This is a genomic window from Tessaracoccus sp. MC1627 (genome assembly GCF_014164725.1).
Classification (GTDB): domain Bacteria; phylum Actinomycetota; class Actinomycetes; order Propionibacteriales; family Propionibacteriaceae; genus Arachnia.
In genome coordinates, this window is the sequence record NZ_JACJGA010000006.1 from 1 (window position 1) to 20,482 (window position 20,482).

The following is a 20,482-nucleotide window of genomic DNA, read 5'->3' on the forward strand; positions in this document are numbered from 1 at the left end:
CCACCGCGTCGGCCAATGCGATGACCTGGGACGGATCACGCAGGTCGATGCCGACCACATGCAGTCGATGCAGCCAGTCGGCGGCGTCAGGCATCGCCGCGAAGCGTCGCACCGCGTCACGCGGGAAGCGGGTGGTGATCGTGGTGTGGGCACCATCGCGCAGCAGCCGGAGCGCGATGTGCATTCCGATCTTGGCCCGGCCGCCGGTCAGCAGCGCCCGCTTGCCGGTCAGATCCGTCCGCGCGCCGCGCTTGGCGTGACTCATGGCCGCACACGCGGGGCAGAGCTGGTGGTAGAACGCGTCCACCAGCGTGTAGCGCTGCTTGCAGATGTAGCAGGGCCGGGCCTTCATGAGCGTCCCGGCCGTCGGCGCCTCGACGCCTGACGTGAGCGCCAGCCCCCGCGTCTCATCATCGATGCGGTCGGGTGCGCCCGTGGCCGTCCCGGCGACGATGGCCTTGTCGTTGTCCTGGATCGCCGCTCGCTTGACGCCTCGGCGGTGGTGCTTGACCGCCTTGAACATCCTGCCGGTCGCCTGTCGGACGGCCACGAAATCGGGGTGGGCCTCGTCGAGCTCGTGGATGGTGCGCAAGACCCGCAATGTCACGGCCAGGTCGTCTGCGTCGACTCCGCTGCCGACCGCAGCCGAGGAGGGTGCTGACATGGGCTCGGGCGCTGATCGGTTCGACACGGCGTCCAGCGTACTCAGGGCTCGTCCGCGGGCACATTACAGCCCGCATGGGCGAGGCAACTCAGCACCCGAGACCCGCGCGGATCTCGCGCCATGGTTGTCCCTCAGCATAGGCGGCCGGCATCCACGGGCCACCGCCGAGAGGTTGGTTGTCCGCAGGGCTGCCAGCCAGTCGATGGAAGGGGCCGCGAGCGTGGGAGCCGCCGCGGCGTCGCCGCCTGCGGCCAACCACACCGAGACCGAGATCCGGCCACCGAGCGAGGAAGCGTGCCGGCGCATATTCTCGGGCTTCATCGGCAACGGCCGCTGCGTTCGCCTCGCCCCCGCGCATGGCCAGCCCGAACTGGCCGGAGGTGTCGACCGCCCGCAGCAGCCCGACGGCGCGGAAGGCACCAGTCTCCTTCACATGGTCGGGCAAGAGCGACAGCGACCGCCGAACGCTGCAGTGGATTTCTTGCACTGCATCGCGGCCTCCTGTCATCGGCCCAGACAAACCAGTCACCCCGCATAACGAGCGCCGACCGTAACCGGTGGACAGCTTCGGACACCCGCGTGCACCCCCAACCCGCCTCATGGCCTGACACCACAGGGCTGCCCGTGAGCACGACGTGACGCTTGATGACGTGTTGTCTGCCTTCGCTGTCCTCGCCGAAGGACAGGACGACCGCAGATGCGACGTGGGGACGCCGCCGTAGGAACGAGTCAGTTCACCGAAATGCCGATGGGCGTGTGCTCACTCAGCTGCCCAGAGTCGGACGCCGACGGCGATGGTCGGACCCCGCCCACATGGCGATGGTCGGTCCTTCAAGATTGCGCACCGCGCCCGCTCATGTTTGCTTGGTTCGTGTGTTCGCGTTTGCGTACTACGTAGCGTCATGTCTGCTAGGTTGGGCTCATGGTCCTCGACTCGCTCGTCCCACGGAGGGTGGGTGAAGTCCTGACGGGGCTGGTTGCCGTGGAACCGGTGATCGCCCTGCACGGCCCGCGCTCGGTGGGTAAGTCCACGGTGTTGCACGGGTTCGCTGCCGATGTGGGGAGATCGGTTCTCGACCTGGACGACGTCGAGGTGCGCGAGGCGGTCGTGGGGAATTTGGCCTCGGTCGTCGCCGGTGCGGCACCAGTGTGTGTCGACGAGTACCAGCGGGTGCCCGACATCCTGGATGCGCTCAAAGCGAGGCTGAATCGAGAGGGCAGCCTACCCGGAACCGCCGTGATCACTGGATCGACCCGGCAGGACGCCCTGCCCGCCACGGCTCAGGCTCTCACGGGACGGTTGCACTCCCTGACCATCTGGCCGCTGTCCCAAGGTGAGATCGCCGGGGTGAGCGAGAACCTCATCGAGGTGTTGCCTGCCGACCCTGAGGGTGTCGTCGGCCGGATCCCCTCCTCAACGACCACGCGCCAGGAATACGTGGAGCGTGTCTGCGCCGGGGGCCTGCCCTTGGCCCTGCGACGTTCCGGCGCGGCCCGAGCCCGATGGTTCGATGACTTCGTGCGAGCATCGGTCGAGCGGGACGCCCTGGAGTTGAGCCGAATCCGTGAACGACAGGCAATGACCGACCTGCTGGGTCTGACTGCGGCACAAACCGGGCAACTGCTCAACGTCTCTGCTGCTGCTGAGAGGCTCGGCGTCAGTCGAGCCACCGTAGAGGTTCACCTGCGGCTGCTCGAGGACCTCTTCCTCGTGGTACGGCTACCGGCGTGGGGCAAGACCCTGCGCTCACGGGTCAGCGTCAAACCCAAGGTCCACGTCGTCGACTCCGGACTGGCCGCCCGGCTGCTGCGACTCACGCCTGACAAGCTCACACGACTCGACCCGGCATCACTCACCGACTTCGGGCACCTGCTTGAGACCTTCGTCGTCGGGGAGATCCGCAAGCAGGCTTCCTGGCTCGACGAGCCCGTCACCCTAGGCCACTGGCGGACAAGCGACGGTGCCGAAGTCGACGTGGTCATCGAGTACGACGACGGCACAGTCGTTGCGTTCGAGGTCAAAGCCAGCGAACGGGCGCCGGGCGGCGACTTTCGCGGTCTGGCTCAACTCCGCGACGCCCTCGGACCGCGGTTCGCCGCCGGGATCATCCTCACCACCGGAACCCGCTCCTACACCTACGCCGACCGACTCCACGTCATGCCCATCGACCGGCTGTGGACTCCGGTGGCACCCGGAGCCCCGCACTGACCCCGCCACAAGGCTCCGACGCGAGTTGGTTCTCTACCCAAGGTCTTTTGATGGGCCTGAGCCATGTCGTCACCTCGTCGTGGGGAATTGTGTAGAGCCGCCACAGCGCGCGTTGCTGTCAACGGCAATCCCGAGATTGGCGCAGAACGGCAGCATCCTCGGCGCCATGGAACGGGACAGGCGAACACGTAGCAACCGTGCAGCCGGCACGGGAGCTCGGCATCTGGGGGTCGCCATCACCCGTTGAGTCGGACGACGCGGACGGCGATCTCGACCAGGCTCCGAGCGCGACGGACGAGCGCCTCAGCCTTCACAGCTGACATGAGGCTGACGCCGTGCTCAACGTCAGCCTTGTTCGACACCAGTTCGCGGAGTCCCTTCTCGGCACCGGCCGCGTCCGGTCGCTGCCCCAGTGCCCGACGAAGCTCCTTCGCGGCAAGCGCGTGGTCCTTGCCCTTCACCGTCGAACCGGTGAGCTGAGTGACGATGGCGTCCTTGGCGCAGATGCCCGCATGGATGGCATCCCCCGCAGCAACGGTGTAACGCTCCGCACTCAGATTTGCCTCCGCGGAGGCCAGGTACTCCTCGGCTTTCTTCAGGAAGCTTCGTGCGTGATTGCGGTGTTCGAGCGTTGCCATCACGCCACACCGACGGGTGCCTGCGGGAGCGACCCGAGTAGAACCACCCCGTCAGCGACGATCTGGGCGACGACCGGCTCCTCGCCGCTGCCCGCGAGGCGGCCGAACTCCTCCGGTGTGAACACCAGCACGTCGCAGTCGTTGCCCAGCCGAGCGCGGACAACGTCTTCCAGTTCCGTCCGACCCTGCCAGTCCGAGGGCGCGAGGACGGCCAAGTCGACATCACTCTCGGCCGATGCCTCCCCCCGCGCCACCGACCCGAACAGGACCACCGCATCGACACTCGACCCGACCACGGCCCGGACCGCCTCCCTCAGCGCCGCAATCGGATCGAGCAGGACACGCAAAGGCTGGATGGCGTAATGGTCCTCGTTGATCGTGTGAACCATCGCCCGACCCACAGCGCGGCTCTCCACCACACCGAGATCGGCGAGGGAGGCCAGCGCCTGCTGAACCGACCACAGGCTGCACTGATCGCGGACCAGGCCATGCACCTGCCGCCCGGTCAGCGGAACACCCGTACGCAGCAGCACGGCCAGCACCGCCCCGCTCGCACCCGGGATCAAGCCCCCGAACGCGGCCTCAAATCGCATATGACCAGTCTACCTGTCACATGACTGCAGTTCCAGTCACTTGGGGTGATCACGCGGCTAGGCCACTGAGACCCAAGCGACCAGCTCGTCAACCCGAAGACCCCCCCCCGGCGGCCAACCCCAGCGAGGCTGGACCCTCGCGATCGCCGCCCCGCGATCTCGTGGGTCGCGATGTCGACGGTCAGGGCCTTGCCCGACAACTCCCACATGCGGTGCCACAACCACTCCGCCTCCAGGTCGGTGCCGACCAACAGGCCTGATCATAATTCTGAACCCCTCAAACTCATGATCTGTACTCGAGTCAAGTCCTCATGAGCCAGAGATGCCTGCGTGGTGGTGGACGGCTTGGGCACCGACCAGGACGAGGCTCGGGAGGTGGTGGGTCAGCGCTTCGAGGGCGTCGAGGAGGAGTCGCCGAGCGGCGACAAACAGGGACGACGGCGTCCACGTCAGTCCTTCGACGCGAGATCGGTCGCCGCCAGGGCGTCCATCAACTGCTCGGCCTCGGAGTCAGAGCGACTGCAACTCGTCCCTTCAGGGGTTGCCCGGCCAGGTAGTGTCAGCTATAGTCGACACGTGGTCGAGGTTACACCGCGAGGGCTTCGACCGTTGGCTCAGAAAGCTGAAGGACCGGCAGGGCAGGCTGCGGATCCTGGAGCGGATCGACCGCCTCGCCCACGGGAATCCTGGTGATGTGAAGTCGGTCGGACAGGGCGTGCTCGAACTGCGCTTGAGTTTCGGTCCCGGCTATCGGGTCTACTTCACACAACACGGCGACCGTCTGGTCCTGTTGCTGCCGACTGGCGTTCGAGAGAGGACGACGATGACGACGAAGAAGACTGAGAAATCCACCCCGTTCGATGCGGCCGACTATCTAGACGGCATCGATGATGTCCCCTCCTACCTGGAGATTGCGCTGGAGGAATCGGCCGAGGACCCCACGGCCGTTCCCCGCGCCCTTGGTGTCATCGCTCGCTCCCAGAACATGAGCGAACTCGCTCGCCGCGTCGGCATGAGCCGCGACGGCCTATACAAGGCGCTGTCCGATCAGGGCAACCCGACCTGGTCAACCGTCCTGAAGGTGACCAACGCACTGGGGCTGCGATTCACTCTGCACGCCGCCTGACTCACGAAAGGTACGCACATCGCGTTATCTCGAAGGTCGCGGCTTACGAGATGACGAGGTGCCGGTGACCGTCGATGCCTCCATGGACGATGTCGAGTTTTCCGGCGTGCGTGGTGGTTTCAACAAGCAGCCTGCCCCATACCCCCCTTTAGTTCTTGCGACTACGGCAACCCACCCATAGTTTGAGGCGTGAAGCAAGCAACCGTGAGGACTCGCACATGAACATTGGCATTCTGGGGACGGGCAACATCGGCAAGACGCTGGTCACAAGGCTCAGCCAAGCGGGGCACGAGGTGAAGGTCGCCAACTCTCGCGGCCCTCACACGATCGATGCCGAGCTTCTCTCAGCGGGCGCGCGTGCCGTGACGACCGAAGATGCTCTGGCCGATGTTCAGGTGGTCATCCTGTCCATCCCCCTCAACCGCATCCCCGAGCTCGCTCCGCTGATCGCGCGCCTGCCCGAGGACACAGCGGTCATCGACACCTCCAATTACTACCCGTTCCGCGACAACAAGATCGACGCGATTGAGGCTGGTCAAGTTGAGAGCGTGTGGGTTGCCCAGCAACTTGGCCGTCCGATCGCCAAGGCATGGAACGCGATCGGCTCGGCCTCCTTCGCCAAGAAGGGCAAGCCTGCAGGTGCGCCCGATCGGATCGCGATTCCTGTCGCGGCCGACCGTGACCGGGACCGGGAGATCGCGATGGCGCTGGTCAATGACACCGGCCTGGACGCCTTCGACGCTGGTTCCCTCGCGGACTCGTGGCGCCAGCAGCCCGGCGCCCCCGCCTATTGCACGGACCTCAGCCACGCCGAAATAGGCGATGCTTTGGACGCAGCCGAGCGGGACAGGCTGCCCAAGCGCCGGGATCTCGGCGTAGCAGTCATGCAGGAGCGTCTCGGCGACGGAACCACCAACCCAGACGAAGAGTGGGGAGTCCGCCTCGTACGGGTCATCAACATGTAGTCGGCCGCGGGCACGACCCTCGCGCGCAAGCGTGCTCCGCTCACGAGGGTGCCAGTGAGCGCTTGCGGTACCCGTGGGTCGACAAGGACGGCCGATACACGAGGGACGTTCCGGCAATCACTCTTCTCATGGGCGCGGGAGTCAGGGAGTTCGGGAATCGCTGGCCACGCATCGACATCGCCGGAGACTCCGCCACCACCCTGACTACCCATGATGCGCCCCTCCCGTCACGCTCCGTAACGGGCTCGAGGACGGTGGAGTGGACAGCAGGCGACGCCGACGACGTTCCCCCCACCCCGGATGTCGTGGGAATACGTGGGGAACCGTGGCGAATGGGAGGCCTCCGGAGGCCATCCGTGTCCATGAGAGTCCACAACTGAGAAGGACCGAAGTCCTTGTCAGAGGGGATTTGATGTAGTCAGGAAACCATACATCGTTGTGCGCGAGAGAGGAGTTGAACCTCCACGTCCCAAGGGACACTGGCACCTGAAGCCAGCGCGTCTGCCATTCCGCCACTCGCGCAGTGGGTCTTGCAACCCGACGGCAAACAATAGCACGCACTGCGCGAGCTTCCGCAAATCGAATGGGCTCCACCGCCCCGCCAGTCCACGGCGATCTCCCGGAACCCTGTCAATCAGGACCTGAGACGCCTACTGTGGAGAGACCACGGAGTCTGACTTGAAGGAGGACGACCATGCCGGATTGGCCACTATGGGTGTGGGTGATCATCGTCGCAGTGCTGCTCGCGGTGATCGCAGGGATCGTCGTGGCAGCGTCGCGGAGGCAGCAGAGCGCCAATCTTGAGCGCGCCGAGGAGCTGCGGACGCGTGCGCACGAGAGCGACCGGATCGTCGCCGCCCGGCAGGAGCGTGCTGATGAACTGGCCGCTCGCGCCGAGTCGGTACGCAACGAGGCGATCGGAGAGAGCCAGCGCGCCGAGTCCCTGCGCATGCAGGCCGCTGAGGCGGAGGAGCGGGCCGCACGCGCCGCCGAGCAGGCTGAGTTGCGCGACGATGAAGCCCGCAACAGCCGCGAGTCGCTCGAAGCAGCCGCCCTGGAGCGCGATCAGCAACTCGCTAAGGCTGACCAGCTGGACCCACGGGTGCACACCGGACGGCACGGCCACATCGTCGAGGATCAACCTGTCGACAAAGCCCGCCCCATCGATCCCGATGATGAGCGGGATCCGGATCCTGAGCCTCTCCCTGACGATGACCGCGACGTGGACCTCGAAGACGAGCGGGACCTCGTCGTCGACGACGATCCGACGCCGGATGACGTTCCCCGGGACGAACACGGCCGACGACTCGACCCCTATGGAAACCCTGTCCCCGATGGCCGATGGCCCGATAAGGAGTGAATCATGACCACCGATCCTCTCGGCACGCCCTACCCCGACCCTGCCGCGCGCCCAGACCTCGAGAACGAGGTCTCCGCGGAGTCGCCCGGCTCTCCCGACTCGCCGGACTCCCCCGCCTCGCCCGACTCACCAACCAGCCCGGACAGCCCTCCTGAAGCTGAGCCCCTCGACCGCGACGGTCTGGCAGGTATGGACATCGAGCACGAACCCGATGCGGACGGCTTCTGGCGCGACGAGTTCGGGAACCGCGTCGACCACGAGGGCCGACGGGTGGACGAGGACGGCAACCGGATCGACGCGGGGGGCGATCGCATCGACCCGCTGGACCCGCCAACCGGCATCGTGCCACCAATCCCACCCCGCTGACCCTCTCTCAGCAGGCGGGGGCACAAATCTCTGGGAGCCGGCCGCTCTCTGGGTTGGTCAACCCACCCAGAGAGCGGCCGCTCACCAAACGAACCACGCGGGGGTGACACATCCCCGCGACAGGTCAGGGAACCAGGTAGCCCGCCGCCCGGTACAGCTCGTACCACTCAGGCCGGGTCAGCTCGACGTCGGCACCCGCCGCCGCCCAAGTCACGCGCTCGGGCGTCGTCGTGCCCAGCACAACCTGCATGTTGGCCGGGTGCCGCGTGATCCACGCCGTCGCGATGCCCTCGGGCCGCACGTCGTACTTGGCCGCCAACCGGTCGATGACCGCGTTCAGCTCCGGATGGTCCGGGTTGCCGAGGAAGACGCCGGTGAAGAACCCCGCCTGGAACGGCGACCACGCCTGCACAGTGATGTCGTTCAGGCGGCAGTAGTCCAGGATGCCGAGGTCGCGGCTGACCGACTGGTCCAGCGCAGCCATGTTCGCCGCGACACCCTGCGCCACGATCGGCGCGTGCGTGATGGACAGCTGCAACTGATTGGCGACGATGGGCTGGGTGACGTCGCGCTTCAGCAGGTCGATCTGCCCAGGAGTCTGGTTCGACACCCCGAAATGGAGCACCTTCCCGGCTGCCGCCAGGTGATCGAACGCGCGCGCCACCTCCTCGGGCTCCACCAGCGCATCGGGGCGATGAAGGAGCAGGACGTCGATGTAGTCGGTGTCCAGCGCGCGCAGCGATCCCTCCACCTGGACGACGAGGTGCTTGTAGGAGAAGTCGAAATAGGGCCCATCCTTGACGATGCCCGCCTTGGTCTGGAGCGTGATCTCCTCCCGCTCCGACGCGGTGAGCTGCAGCGCCTCCGCGAAGCGTCGTTCACATCCGTGATAGCGGTCGTCGCCGTAGATGTCAGCGTGGTCGAAGAAGTTGATGCCCGCCTCGCGTGAGGCGTGATAGAGCGCCCGCACCTCGTCGTCGGACTTGTCCTGGATACGCATCAGGCCCGTGACTACGGCTGGGACCTCGAAGGTGGTGGGGCCGAGGTTGAACGTCTTCATCGTCGTTTCCTTCGTCAGGTCGTTCGCGGGCCTCCTCGGCTCGCGCTCATGAGCCTATCCCTCGCCCGACCAACAGGCGGGCTCTTCCTGCCATGCGACGCTGTGTCCAGGTAAAGCGGACAGGTCACGTTCCTGAGGCTTCGAGGCCGCTTCGCGGCACCTCAGCCAGCGGGGGCGCACGCCTCGCGGCACCTCAGCCAGCGATGGGGCCGACGGGGGCCGTGGAGTGGCGGATCACCAAGCGGGTGGCAAGCCGCACGTGCCCGGATTCGACCGGGCGGCCGGCGGAGATATCCAACAGCCGACGAACGGCGGCCGCGCCCATCCGGTGCAGCGGCTGGTGCACCGTCGTCAGGCCCGGCACGGCGAGCCCGGCCAGGATGGTGTCGTCGAACCCCACGACACTCAACTCCCCCGGCACCTGGATCCCGAGCTGCCGCGCAGCCTCGCAGACCCCCATCGCGGCCGGGTCGCAGGGGGCGAAGATTGCGGTGGGCCGCTCTTCAGCCGGCCGCGACAGTAAAGTCCGCCCGGCCTCCAACCCCAGCTCGTGGGTGTAGCCGCCCTCCACCACCAGCGACGAGTCCAGCGTGAGGCCGCCCATGTGGAGCGCCGAGACGTAGCCCTGCATCCGCTCGGTGGCGGGCACCGATTCGGGCGGGCCCTGAATGAAGCCGATGCGACGGTGCCCCAGGCCGATCAGGTGCTGCGTGGCCTCCACACCGCCGTTCCAGTTGGTGGCGCCGATGCTCATCACGTTCGACGGCAGGGCGTTGGCCGGGTCGATGGCCACCAGAGGCAGCGCCAGGTCGCGCAGCTTGGCGAGCTGATGCTCGGAAAGCCGGGCGGTCAGGACGATCACCCCGAGGTACCCCTTGGCCTTGAGCAGCTCCAACCAGGCGTCATCCAGCGGGACGGGGGCCCCCGCAGTCGACTCCCCCGGGATGTAGAACGTACCGAGCGCCACCCCCTCGGCCATCGCGGTGGAGATGGCGCCCTTGAGGATCTCGAGGGTGTAGGTGGTGGTGAGGTCGTCCGCCACGAGCGCGATCTGCGGGTACGGCGACGACTCCCCGCCCACGGGCTGGTACCCCAGGTCCTCCACGGCAGCCAGCACCTTGGCCCTGGTGGCGCCGGACACTCCGCCTCGGTCGTTGAGCGCCTTCGAGGCCGTGGCGGTGGATACGCCCGCACGCAGCGCGACGTCCTGCAGCCGCACCGCCTTCACTCCCTTGCCCGCCATGGAGGTCAGCCTAGCGAAAGTTTCGCCCGTGGGTCACAACACGGCACCAATCTTTGGTCGCTCTTGCAAACTAAATACCTTTGTGCCTAAGATCAGTCTTGTTAGTCAAGGTTTCGCGAAACTTTTCGCGGTCACACTTTCGGAGGATCAACGATGACCCACAAGCTTCCCAAGATCGCGGCACTCGTCGCGGCGGCGGCTCTGGCCCTGTCCGCCTGCGGCGGCACCACCGACGAGGCCAGCCCCGGCTCGTCGTCCGCCCCGGCCGGTGGCGGCGAAGCCGCCCTCACCTGGTGGCACAACTCCAATACCGGCGCCGGCAAGGACTACTACGACAAGGTCGCCGCAGACTTCGAGGCCGCCAACCCCGGTGTCACCATCACCGTCGAGGCCATGCAGCACGAGGACATGGGCACCAAGATCGAGGCTGCCTGGCAGAGCGGCGACATGCCCGACATCTACATGGAGCGTGGCGGCGGCGAGCTGGCCGACAAGGTCGAGGCCGGTCTCGTCAAGGACCTCTCCGAGGCCGCGTCCGAGACGATCGACAAGCTGGGCGGCGCCGTCAACGGCTGGCAGGTGGACGGCAAGACCTACGCGCTGCCCTTCTCGCTGGGCGTGGTGGGCTTCTGGTACAACACCGAGCTGTTCGAAGAGGCCGGCATCACCGAGGCCCCCACCACGATGGACGATCTCTACGACGCCATCGACAAGCTCAAGGCCGCCGGGATCGATCCGATCTCCGTCGGTGCAGGCGACAAGTGGCCTGCCGCCCACTACTGGTACTACTTCGCTCTCCGCCAGTGCTCGCAGGACGTGCTGTCCGGCGCGGTGACCAGCCTCGACTTCTCCGACGAGTGCTTCGTGCGCGCCGGCGAGGACCTCGAGAAGCTCGTCGCGGCCGAGCCGTTCAACCCCGGCTTCCTCACCACCCCCGCCCAGTCCGGCCCCACCAGCGCCTCCGGCCTCCTGGCCACTCGCAAGGTGGCCATGGAACTGGCCGGCCACTGGGAGCCCGGCGTCATGCAGGGACTGACCGAGGACGAGCAGGGCCTCGGCGAGGCCACCGGCTGGTTCGCGTTCCCTGAGGTCGACGGAGGCGAGGGCGACCAGAGCGCCGCGCTCGGCGGCGGCGACGCCTGGGGTGTCCCCGCCGACGCCCCCGACGAGGCCGTCGAGTTCGTCGAGTACCTCCTCTCCGACGAGATCCAGAAGGGCTTCGCCGAGCTGGACATGGGCCTGCCCACCAACCCCACAGCGTCCGAGTACGTGGCTGACCCGGCGCTGGCCCAGCTGCTCGAGGTCCGCGACGCCGCGGGCTACGTGCAGCTCTACTTCGACACCGCCTTCGGCACCTCCATCGGCGGCGCCATGAACGACGAGATCGCCCTGGTCTTCGCCGGTCAGGCCTCCGCGCAGGACATCGTCGACGCCACCCAGGCCGCCGCGGACGCGGAGAAGTAATCAATGACCGCCACCTCTCAGCAGGCGGCGGGCCGGATCAACGTGGAGGGCGGGCGCGACGAGCGCCCGCTCTCCCCCGTCCGGAAGCGGCCCGTCAACTGGAAGATGGGCCTGGAGATCGCGATCTTCGTCCTGCCCGCCCTCATCCTCTTCTTCATGTTCGTCGTGTGGCCCATGCTGCGCGCGATCCAGTTCTCGGTCTACCGCTGGAAGGGCTTCGGCCCACTGGTGGACTTCGTCGGCCTCCGCAACTACGCCTCGGTGCTCAGCAACGACGTGTTCCTCGGGGCGCTCAGCCACAACCTCATCATCGTGGTGGCCTCCATCGCCATCCAGCTTCCGCTCGGCATCGCCGTCGCGCTCCTGCTCAACCGCAAGATGAAGTTCCAGGGGCTGCTGCGCACCATCGTGTTCGTGCCCTACATCCTCGCCGAGGTCATTGCCAGCGTGGTGTGGTTCCAGCTGCTGCAGCCCCGCTACGGCGTGATCGACTCCATGCTCGCCACCCTCGGCATCCAAGGCCCCGAGCAGGGCTTCCTCGGCACCCCCGAGATCGCGCTGTGGACCGTGATGGTGGTGCTCACCTGGAAGTACCTCGGGTTCGCCATCCTGCTGTTCCTCGCAGGCCTCCAGGGCGTCCCCCAGGAGCTCGACGAGGCGGCCCAGATCGACGGTGCCTCGTGGTGGCAGACCCAGCGCTACATCACCATCCCGCTGCTCGGCCCCACCCTGCGCACGTGGGCGTTCCTGTCCATGCTGGGCTCGCTCCAACTCTTCGACATGGTGTGGATCCTCACCGGCGGCGGCCCCGCCAACGCCACCACCACCATGGCCACCTTCCTCATCAACGAGGGCACCAAGCGCAGCAACTACGGCATCGCCGGAGCCGCGTCGGTGGTGCTGTTCGTGGTGGCCCTCACCATGGCGCTGCTCTACCAGCGCTTCATCCTCAGCCGCGACATTGAAGCCAACGACAAGCGAAAGGTCCGCCGATGACCGCGATCACCGCCCGCGCCGCGTCCGACGCGGCCCCGCGCCGCCGTCGCCTGATGAGCGTCAACCCGTTGGTCTACCTGGTGGGCCTCGTGGTGGCGGCATTCTCGCTCGGGCCCGTGTTCTACTCCATCCTCGGTGGCTTCCGCAGCAACGCGCAGCTCGCCGAGAACCCGGCCGGGCTCCCGTCGCCCTGGATCTGGTCCAACTACACCGGCGTGCTGACCAACCCCAACTTCTGGCGCTACGGCCTCAACTCCATGGTGATCGCGCTGCTCACCACCGCGCTGGTGGTGGTGCTCGGCCTGATGGCGGCCTACCCGCTCTCGCGCTACCACTTCCCCGGGCGCGAGAAGATCTACATGATCTTCGTGCTGGGCCTGCTGTTCCCCGCCACGGTGGCGGTGATCCCGCTGTTCATCATCATCAGCAAGGACCTCGGCATGAGCAACACCTGGTGGGGCGTCGCGCTCCCCCAGGCCGCGTTCGCGCTGCCCATGACCATCGTCATCCTGCGACCCTTCCTCCAGGCCATCCCGGCCGAGCTCGAGGAGGCTGCCGCGATCGACGGCGCCAGCCGGCTGAGCATCTTCACCCGCATCATGGTGCCCCTGTCCGGCCCAGGTCTGGTCACCGTCGGCGTCCTGGCCTTCGTCGGCTCCTGGAACGCCTACCTGCTGCCGCTCCTCCTGCTGCAGGGCGACATGCGCACCCTCCCGCTGGGCGTGGCCGACTTCTCCACCGAGCACTCCTCCGACACCGCCGGCGTGTTCGCGTTCACCACCTTGGCGATGGTCCCCGCCATGGTCTTCTTCCTCACCATGCAGCGCCGCATCGTCGGCGGCCTCCAAGGCGCGGTCAAGGGCTGACGCCCGCGCGCAGAATCGACTCCCCCATGACCTGGACAGACCCCACCGCACCCCTCGACGCGCGCCTCGATGCCCTGCTGGCCGAGATGTCCCTGGCCGATCTGGCCCACCAGCTCGGCTCCTACTGGCTCCCCGCCGACGGCGACCGACCCGCACCGGATCCCGACGCCCACGAGGTGGCGCCGATGGAGAACGAGTTCGCGCAGGAACTACGCCCCTGGGACGAGGCCATCGACGGCGGGCTGGGACACCTCACCCGCGTCTACGGCACCGCCCCGGTCAGCGTGCCCGATGGCGCCGCCAAGCTGCGCCGGCTGCAGGCCGACGTCGTGGCCTCGAACGCGTTCGGCATCCCGGCGATCGCGCACGAGGAGTGCCTCACCGGCTTCACCACCCTGGGCGCCACCGTCTACCCTGCGTCGATCGCCTGGGGCGCCACGTGGCGGCCCGAGCTGATCGAGGAGATGGCCGCGGCGATCGGCTCGGACCTCGCCTCCGTCGGCGTCCAACAGGGGCTCTCGCCGCTGCTCGACGTGGTGCGCGACTACCGCTGGGGCCGCGTCGAGGAGACCTGCGGTGAGGACCCGTACCTGGTGGGCAGCCTCGGCACCGCCTACGTGCGCGGCCTGCAGTCGGCGGGTGTGATCGCCACGCCGAAGCACTTCGTCGGCTACCCGGCCAGCCGCGCGGGGCGCAACCACGCGCCGGTGTCGATGGGGCGCCGCGAGCTCGAGGACGTGATGCTGCCGCCGTTCGAGATGGCGCTGCGCCTCGGCGGGGCCCGATCCATCATGAACTCCTACTGCGACATCGACGGCCAGCCCGCCGCCGCGTCGGCCGAGCTGCTGACCGGCGTGCTGCGGGACCGCTGGGGCTTCGAGGGCACCGTGGTCTCGGACTACTGGAGCATCGCGTTCCTCACCCGGATGCACCGGATCGCCCCCGACGACGCCACCGCCGCGGCGCTGGCCATCCGCGCCGGGCTCGACATCGAACTGCCCTCCACGGGCTCTTACTGGGCCATCGAGGAGGCCATCTCGCGCGGGATGCTCAACGAGGACGACGTCCGCCGCTCAGCGCGCCGCGTGCTCCGGCAGAAGCTGCAGTTGGGGCTGCTCGACGACGGCTGGGAGCCGACTGCGGACCCAGCCGCGGACCTGGATTCCCCGCGCAACCGCAGGATCGCGAGCCGGGTCGCGGAGGAGTCGGTCGTGCTGCTCAGCAACGACGGCGTGCTGCCGCTGGCCGCGGGGCGCCGGGTCGCCGTCGTCGGTCCCGTGTGGGCCGACGTGCGCAGCTTCATGGGCTGCTACTCCTTCCCCAACCACGTCATGGCCAAGACCGGCACCGAGATCGGCCTCCCCATCCGCGGCCTCGACGAGGCCCTGACGGCCGCGCTCGGTGACGCCGTCACCTTCGCGCAGGGCACCGGCTTCATGGACGGCACCGACGAGGACCTGGCCGCGGCCGTGGCCTCGGTCGCCGGCGCCGACGTGGCCGTGGTCACCGTGGGCGACATCGCGGGCATGTTCGGCGACGGCACCTCCGGCGAGGGCTGCGACGCCGTCGACCTGCGCCTCCCGGGCCGGCAGGGCGAACTGGTCGAGGCGGTGCTGGCCACCGGCACCCCCACGGTGCTGGTGCTGGTCACCGGCCGCCCCTACGCCGTCGGAGAGTACGCGGACCGCTGCGCCGCCGTCGTCCAGGCGTTCATACCTGGCGTGGAGGGCGCGGACGCCCTGGCCGGGGTCCTGTCAGGAGCGCTCAACCCGTCGGGCCGGCTCCCGATCGGGCTGCCCTCGCACCACGGCGGCCAGCCCGGCACCTACCTGGCGGCGCCGCTCGGATGGTTCTCCAACGGCATCTCCAACCTTGATCCCATCCCGCGGTTCCCGTTCGGGCACGGCATCTCGTACACGCGGTTCGAGTACTCGGATGTCGCGGTGTCCTCGCCGACGATGCCCGTCGACGGCGCCGTCGAGGTGTCCGTCACGGTCACCAACGTCGGGGATCGCGACGGGGCCGACGTGGTCCAGCTCTACCTCAGCGACCCCTGGGCGGAGGTGGTGCGGCCGCTGAAGCAGCTGATCGGCTTCCGCAAGGTTGACCTGGCCGCCGGCGCGTCAGTACGGGTGACCTTCGAGGTGCACGCGGATCGGTCGTCGTTCACCGGAGTCGACATGGCCCGGATCGTCGAGCCGGGCGAGGTGCAGCTCTCGATCGGGTCCTCGTCGGAGGACCGGCTGCCCGCGCTGTCGGTGGAGGTCACCGGCGAGCGGCGGGTCGTCGCGGAGGGTCGCGTGCTGGATACGCCCGTCACGGTGGCGGCGCTGTGAGCTCGAGGGTCGCGGCGGCGGCGGACCCCGGGGTCTACGCGCACCGGATGGGCACCGCGGTGCTCAGCCTCGGGCCGGCCGCCGCGGGGCGGTCGGTCACGGTGCGGCAGACCCGGCACGCGTTCGCCTTCGGCAACATCGGGTTCGACTTCATCGGCCTCGCCAATGGCGAGGAGCAGACCGTGTCGACCGGATTCGGCCAGGCGCCCAGCGAGATGGCCCAGGCACTGGCAGGGCAATGGTTGGAGTTGTTCAACACCGCGACCCTGCCCTTCTACTGGCGCACCTTCGAGCCTCACCGGGGGCTGCCCGACACGCGGCGCATGCAGGCCGCCGCCCGCTGGTTCGTGGAGCGTGGCGTGGTCGTCAAGGGCCACCCCCTGGTGTGGCACACGCTCGCCCCGCAGTGGCTGCTCGACCTCCCCACCGCGGAGGTCCGGCGCCGCATCGAGGAGCGGATCCGCCGCGAGGTGGCCGACTTCGACGGGCTGATCGGGCTGTGGGACGCCATCAACGAGGTGGTGATCATGCCGGAGTTCACCGCCGAGGCCAACGCCATCACCCCGCTCGCCCGCGAGCTGGGCCGGGTGGGCATGGTGAGGCTTGCGTTCGACACCGCGCGCGAGGCGGACCCGTCTCTGCGCCTCGTGCTCAACGACTTCAACATGTCAGCCCGCTACGAACGCCTCATCGAGGAGTGCCTCGACGCCGGGATCCGGATCGACGCCATCGGCCTGCAGAGCCACATGCATCAGGGCTACTGGGGCGAGGAGCGCACGCAGGAGGTGCTGGCACGGTTCGCCCGCTTCGCCCTGCCGCTGCAGATGTCGGAGACCAGCCTCGTCTCCGGGGAGATCATGCCGGCCGAGATCGTGGACCTCAACGACTACCAGGTCCCGTCCTGGCCCTCCACCGTCGACGGCGAGGCGAGGCAGGCCGACGAGGTGTCGCGGCACTACCGCACGCTCGTGGAACACCCCTCGGTGGAGGCCATCACCTACTGGGGCATCACCGACGCGGGCGCCTGGCTGGGCGCGCCCATCGGGCTGATCCGTGCCGACGGCACCCCCAAGCCGTCCTTCGAGGCACTGCGCGGCCTCATCCGCGGCGAGTGGTGGGTACCGGAGACCACCGTGGTCGCGGACGAGCGGGGCGAGGTCGCCGTCGAGGGCTTCGCGGGAGACTACGAGGCAGTGATCGACGGGCGGGGCACGGCGTTCAGTGTCGCGGCGGGCTCCGAGACCGGCGTGGATCTCACGCGCTGAGGCGCGCGCCGAAGCGCTCGATGAGGACCGTCGCGAGGTCCTCGACGACCTGGATGGGATCGCCGACATTGATAGCCTCGATCCCCTCCTCGTCCTCCCCGAGCGCCTCGAGCGCGGCGCGCTGGGAGCCCAGCATCACGGGCTTCATGAAATGCCCCTGCCGAGCCACCAACCGCTCCAGGTTCACGTCCTCCGGCAGGACGAGGTGGACGAAGAAAACGTCCCCGTCGGCCTCGCGCAGCACGTCGCGGTAGTCCGCGCGAAGGGCCGAGCACGCCACAACAGACGAGCGGCCCACCGCCTCCTGCTCGGACATCCAATCCCTCAACGACGCCAGCCACGGCCAACGGTCCTCGTCGGTCAGCGGCTGGCCCGCGCCCATCTTGGCCCGGTTGGCCTCGCTGTGGAAGTCGTCGCCCTCCCCGAACGGCAGGCCCAGTAGATCGGCCAGGCCCCGGCCGATGGTGGTCTTGCCGGTGCCCGCGGCGCCGAGCACCACCACGTGCACGGGCCTGTTCGCGTCGATGTGCCCCGCAGGGCCTTGACCGCTGTGATCCACTGGACAGTTCTCCTCATACCCTGGGCCGCGTCGCCTCAATGATAATACCATTACACAGAGTCGACGGAGTGGCAAATCCGGACCGCGCCCACGGGCTTCGCGGCCACTACCCTTGGGCCCATGTCCAGCCCTCGCGCCGCCCTCTCGCACTCGGTCATGGACACCGTCGGCGTGGAGATCGTCAGCGGCCAGCTCGCCCCCGGCGAGGGCTTCACGCTGCAGGATCTCACGGAGCGCTTCGGTGTCTCGCGCACCGTCGCCCGCGAAACGATGAGAGCGCTGGAGGAGCTGTCGCTGGTGGCCGCGAGTCCGCGCATCGGCATCACCGTCCTCCCCGCCGGGCAGTGGAAGGTATTCAGCCCCCGCGTCATCCAGTGGCGGCTCCAGTCGGGTCAGCACGACGCCCAGCTGCGCTCGCTCACCGAACTCCGGGCCGCCGTCGAGCCTGCCGCCGCCCACCACGCGGCCGCCCGCGCCACCCCGGGAGAACGGGTGCGGTTCACCGAACTGGCCGCCACTCTGCGACGGCTGGGCGAAGCAGGTGAGGGCCACCTTGAGGAGTTCCTGCGCGCGGACATCGAGTTCCACACCCTCCTTCTGCAGGCCTCCGGCAACGAGATGTTCGCTGCGCTGGGAGAGACCATCGGGGAGGTCCTCGTCGGGCGCACGCACCTCGGGCTCCAGCCTGCCCATCCCGAACCCGACATCCTCGACCGCCACGACGCGATGGCCCGGGCCATCGTCGACGGGGACGCGGTGGCGGCGGAGTCGCACGCCCGGGCGCTGGTCCATGAGGTCAGCGACGCGCTCGCCCACCTCTGAGGAGGTAGTAGCGTCACCCCATGCGCGTCGCCTTCATCTCGCTCCACACCTCCCCCGCCGAGCGGGCCGGCACGGCCGACGCCGGAGGCATGAACGTCCTCATCCGGGCGCTGGCCACGGCTCTGCAGCAGGCCGGGGCGCACGTCGAATTCTTTACGCGACGCTCCTCAGCGGATCAGCCCGCCACCGCCACCCTCGACGACGGACTGATCGTCCACCACATCACCGCCGGCCCGGCCACCCCCCTGCCGAAGAGCCAGATCGACGCCCACATCGACGAATTCCGCGACAATCTCGGCTCGCTGGACCGCTTCGACCTCGTGCACTCCCACCACTGGATGTCCGGCGTGGCCGCCATCCCGCTGGCCCGCGCGGCCGGCATCCCGCATCTGATGACCTTCCACTCAGTGGCGGCGCACCCCAACTCCTCCCTGCGCGACGGCGAGCCCGCGGAGTCCCCGGCGCGGATCGACGGCGAGGTCTACTGCGCCACGGAGTCGGACTTCATCCTGGCAGTCAGCCGCCACGAGGCCGCCGTCGTCATCGGGCGTTGCCAGGCGGGCCCGGAGCAGGTGATGATCGTGCGTCCCGGGGTGGACACCGAGCTGTTCCATCCGGCCGACCCGGGAGAGGTGTGGGTGCCGGCGCCCGGCGTCGAGCCCGGATACGTGCTGTTCGCCGCCCGCCTCCAGCCGCTCAAAGCCCCGGACGTGGCCATCCGAGCGCTCGGGCTGATCCCGGCCGAGGAGCGGCCGGATCTGGTGATCGTCGGGCAGGTCTCGGCGGACTTCGCCGACTACGAGGCCGAGCTGCACCGCTTCGTCGAGGAGGGTGGTGTCGCGGGCGAGGTGACCTTCCTGCCCGGCCAGGACCGCGAGTCGTTCGCGCGGATCATGCGGCACGCCTCCGTGATGCTGGTGCCGTCGTACTCCGAGACCTTCGGCCTGGTGGCCCTGGAGGCGTCGGCCTCCGGCATCCCGACGCTGGCCGCGGCCGCCGGCGGACTCACCGAGGCCATCTGCAACACCCACACGGGCGACCTGGTGCCCACGCACGATCCCGCAGACTGGGCCGCCGCGCTGCTGCGCCTCCTCCGCGACCCCCATCGTCGGGCGCGGATGGGCGTCACCGCCCGCGAACGTGCTGAATCGATGACGTGGGCGCACGTGGCGGACCGGACGCTCCAGGCCTACCGTCGCGCCATCGCCAACGGCGCCGTCAAGCACGTCACCTTCATCCACGCCCACCCCGATGACGAGACCCTCGCGTCGGGCGCGCTCATCGCGCACCTGGTCGACGAGGGGCTGAAGGTGTCGGTGCTCACCTGCACACGCGGCGAGATGGGGGGCGTGGTGCCGGGCCCGCTGTCCTACCTGGAGGGCACGCCGGCGCTGGAACAGCGGCGCGAGGCCGAGCTGGCGGGGGCCCTGGATTCGTTGGGCGTGCACGCCCACGCGTATCTGGGGATGCCGCCCGCCCGCGCGTCGGAAGAGCCGCGCCGCTTCCTGGACTCAGGTATGCGGTGGATCTCCGAGGGGCTCGCGGGCCCGGGAGAGGAGGCTGACGAGCGGTCGCTGACGTCGGCGGACGAGGCGGAGGCGACGGCGGACATCGCGGCGTTCCTGCGCAAGATGGGCACGGACCTCGTCGTCAGTTACGACGACGACGGCGGGTACGGCCACCCGGACCACGTGCGCACGCACCACTTGAGCCGGGCCGCAGCCGACTCGGTGGGGATCCCGTTCGCCGCGCTCACCACGGACCGCGAGGTCGCGGCGAGGTGGTTCGACCTTGAGGGGTACCGCCCGCGCGTCGCGAAGGCGCTGCGGCATCACCGCACGCAGCTGACGGTCCACGACGACGACCGCACCATCACCCACAGCGGGGGGCAGCCCGACACCATCGTGACGTCGACTGGCCTACGCGGAGACGTCCCCCACCTGCCGTAGC

The 20,482-nt window shown here is 68.6% G+C and carries 17 protein-coding genes, 1 tRNA gene and 1 pseudogene; 12 read left to right on the plus strand and 7 right to left on the minus strand.

From position 1 onward, the window contains the following. Positions 1–691, minus strand: a pseudogene (locus H5399_RS12420) (short-chain dehydrogenase); the annotation flags it as partial. Positions 692–1,586: 895 nt separating this feature from the next. Between H5399_RS12420 and H5399_RS12425 the strand changes: the two are divergent. Then, a complete protein-coding gene (locus tag H5399_RS12425; protein WP_182783238.1) occupies positions 1,587–2,873 on the plus strand; it encodes an ATP-binding protein in 1,287 nt (428 codons plus the stop codon). A gap of 236 nt (positions 2,874–3,109) precedes the next feature. Here the strand turns inward: H5399_RS12425 and H5399_RS12430 are convergent, their stop codons facing one another. Both H5399_RS12430 and H5399_RS12435 read right to left on the minus strand, forming a co-directional pair. Beyond that, positions 3,110–3,511: a hypothetical protein gene (locus tag H5399_RS12430; RefSeq protein ID WP_182783237.1), complete on the minus strand. Its 402-nt coding sequence runs from the start codon at positions 3,509–3,511 to the stop codon at positions 3,110–3,112. Beyond that, entirely contained in the window at positions 3,511–4,104 is a 594-nt protein-coding gene (locus tag H5399_RS12435; RefSeq protein ID WP_182783236.1) for a nucleotidyltransferase domain-containing protein, read from the minus strand. Before H5399_RS12435 ends, H5399_RS12430 begins: the two co-directional genes overlap by 1 nt. 322 nt (positions 4,105–4,426) lie before the next feature. Between H5399_RS12435 and H5399_RS18125 the strand changes: the two genes are divergently transcribed. Both H5399_RS18125 and H5399_RS12450 read left to right on the plus strand, forming a co-directional pair. Continuing rightward, a complete protein-coding gene (locus H5399_RS18125; RefSeq protein ID WP_255422280.1) occupies positions 4,427–5,230 on the plus strand; it encodes an addiction module antidote protein in 804 nt (267 codons plus the stop codon). Positions 5,231–5,412: 182 nt separating this feature from the next. Beyond that, complete coding sequence (locus H5399_RS12450; RefSeq protein WP_255422279.1) at positions 5,413–6,195, plus strand: NADPH-dependent F420 reductase; 783 nt, start codon at positions 5,413–5,415, stop codon at positions 6,193–6,195. Between the two features lie 439 nt (positions 6,196–6,634). On the opposite strand, the gene H5399_RS12455 is transcribed toward H5399_RS12450, so the two are convergent. Beyond that, a tRNA-Leu gene (locus H5399_RS12455) sits at positions 6,635–6,717 on the minus strand. A gap of 172 nt (positions 6,718–6,889) precedes the next feature. Here H5399_RS12455 and H5399_RS12460 point away from each other — a divergent pair. Beyond that, the gene (locus H5399_RS12460) at positions 6,890–7,555 is read left to right on the plus strand and encodes a hypothetical protein (RefSeq protein ID WP_182783234.1); all 666 of its coding nucleotides are present in this window, start codon (positions 6,890–6,892) and stop codon (positions 7,553–7,555) included. Between the two features lie 3 nt (positions 7,556–7,558). Next, positions 7,559–7,921, plus strand: a complete 363-nt coding sequence (locus H5399_RS12465; RefSeq protein ID WP_182783233.1) for a hypothetical protein — start codon at positions 7,559–7,561, stop codon at positions 7,919–7,921. Between the two features lie 124 nt (positions 7,922–8,045). Here H5399_RS12465 and H5399_RS12470 read toward each other — a convergent pair whose 3' ends face one another. Then, the gene (locus tag H5399_RS12470; RefSeq protein WP_182783232.1) at positions 8,046–8,981 is read right to left on the minus strand and encodes an aldo/keto reductase family oxidoreductase; all 936 of its coding nucleotides are present in this window, start codon (positions 8,979–8,981) and stop codon (positions 8,046–8,048) included. 193 nt (positions 8,982–9,174) lie between these two features. Next, positions 9,175–10,224: a LacI family DNA-binding transcriptional regulator gene (locus tag H5399_RS12475; RefSeq protein ID WP_182783231.1), complete on the minus strand. Its 1,050-nt coding sequence runs from the start codon at positions 10,222–10,224 to the stop codon at positions 9,175–9,177. 153 nt (positions 10,225–10,377) lie between these two features. Between H5399_RS12475 and H5399_RS12480 the strand changes: the two genes are divergently transcribed. From H5399_RS12480 to H5399_RS12500, 5 genes are read left to right on the plus strand one after another with little or no spacing between them, the layout of a single operon-like run. Continuing rightward, positions 10,378–11,688: an extracellular solute-binding protein gene (locus tag H5399_RS12480; protein ID WP_182783230.1), complete on the plus strand. Its 1,311-nt coding sequence runs from the start codon at positions 10,378–10,380 to the stop codon at positions 11,686–11,688. 3 nt (positions 11,689–11,691) lie between these two features. Beyond that, positions 11,692–12,684 carry a carbohydrate ABC transporter permease gene (locus H5399_RS12485; protein ID WP_182783229.1) on the plus strand — a complete coding sequence of 331 codons (993 nt, stop codon included), beginning with the start codon at positions 11,692–11,694 and terminating at the stop codon, positions 12,682–12,684. Continuing rightward, positions 12,681–13,550, plus strand: a complete 870-nt coding sequence (locus tag H5399_RS12490; RefSeq protein WP_182783228.1) for a carbohydrate ABC transporter permease — start codon at positions 12,681–12,683, stop codon at positions 13,548–13,550. Before H5399_RS12485 ends, H5399_RS12490 begins: the two co-directional genes overlap by 4 nt. Positions 13,551–13,576: 26 nt before the next feature. Beyond that, the gene (locus H5399_RS12495; RefSeq protein ID WP_182783227.1) at positions 13,577–15,886 is read left to right on the plus strand and encodes a glycoside hydrolase family 3 protein; all 2,310 of its coding nucleotides are present in this window, start codon (positions 13,577–13,579) and stop codon (positions 15,884–15,886) included. Further along, positions 15,883–17,151, plus strand: coding sequence for an endo-1,4-beta-xylanase (locus tag H5399_RS12500; RefSeq protein WP_370585760.1), 1,269 nt, complete (start codon positions 15,883–15,885; stop codon positions 17,149–17,151). The genes H5399_RS12495 and H5399_RS12500 overlap by 4 nt, the downstream gene beginning before the upstream one ends. Here the strand turns inward: H5399_RS12500 and H5399_RS12505 are convergent. Then, positions 17,141–17,710 carry a gluconokinase gene (locus H5399_RS12505; protein WP_220490978.1) on the minus strand — a complete coding sequence of 190 codons (570 nt, stop codon included), beginning with the start codon at positions 17,708–17,710 and terminating at the stop codon, positions 17,141–17,143. The two genes, H5399_RS12500 and H5399_RS12505, sit on opposite strands and share 11 nt — an antisense overlap. Before the next feature lie 120 nt (positions 17,711–17,830). Between H5399_RS12505 and H5399_RS12510 the strand changes: the two genes are divergently transcribed. Both H5399_RS12510 and H5399_RS12515 read left to right on the plus strand, forming a co-directional pair. Further along, on the plus strand, positions 17,831–18,532 hold the full coding sequence (locus tag H5399_RS12510; RefSeq protein WP_182783225.1) for a FadR/GntR family transcriptional regulator: 702 nt from the start codon (positions 17,831–17,833) through the stop codon (positions 18,530–18,532). Positions 18,533–18,552: 20 nt separating this feature from the next. After that, entirely contained in the window at positions 18,553–20,481 is a 1,929-nt protein-coding gene (locus H5399_RS12515; protein ID WP_182783224.1) for a glycosyltransferase, read from the plus strand. The last annotated feature ends 1 nt before the right edge of the window (position 20,482 follow it).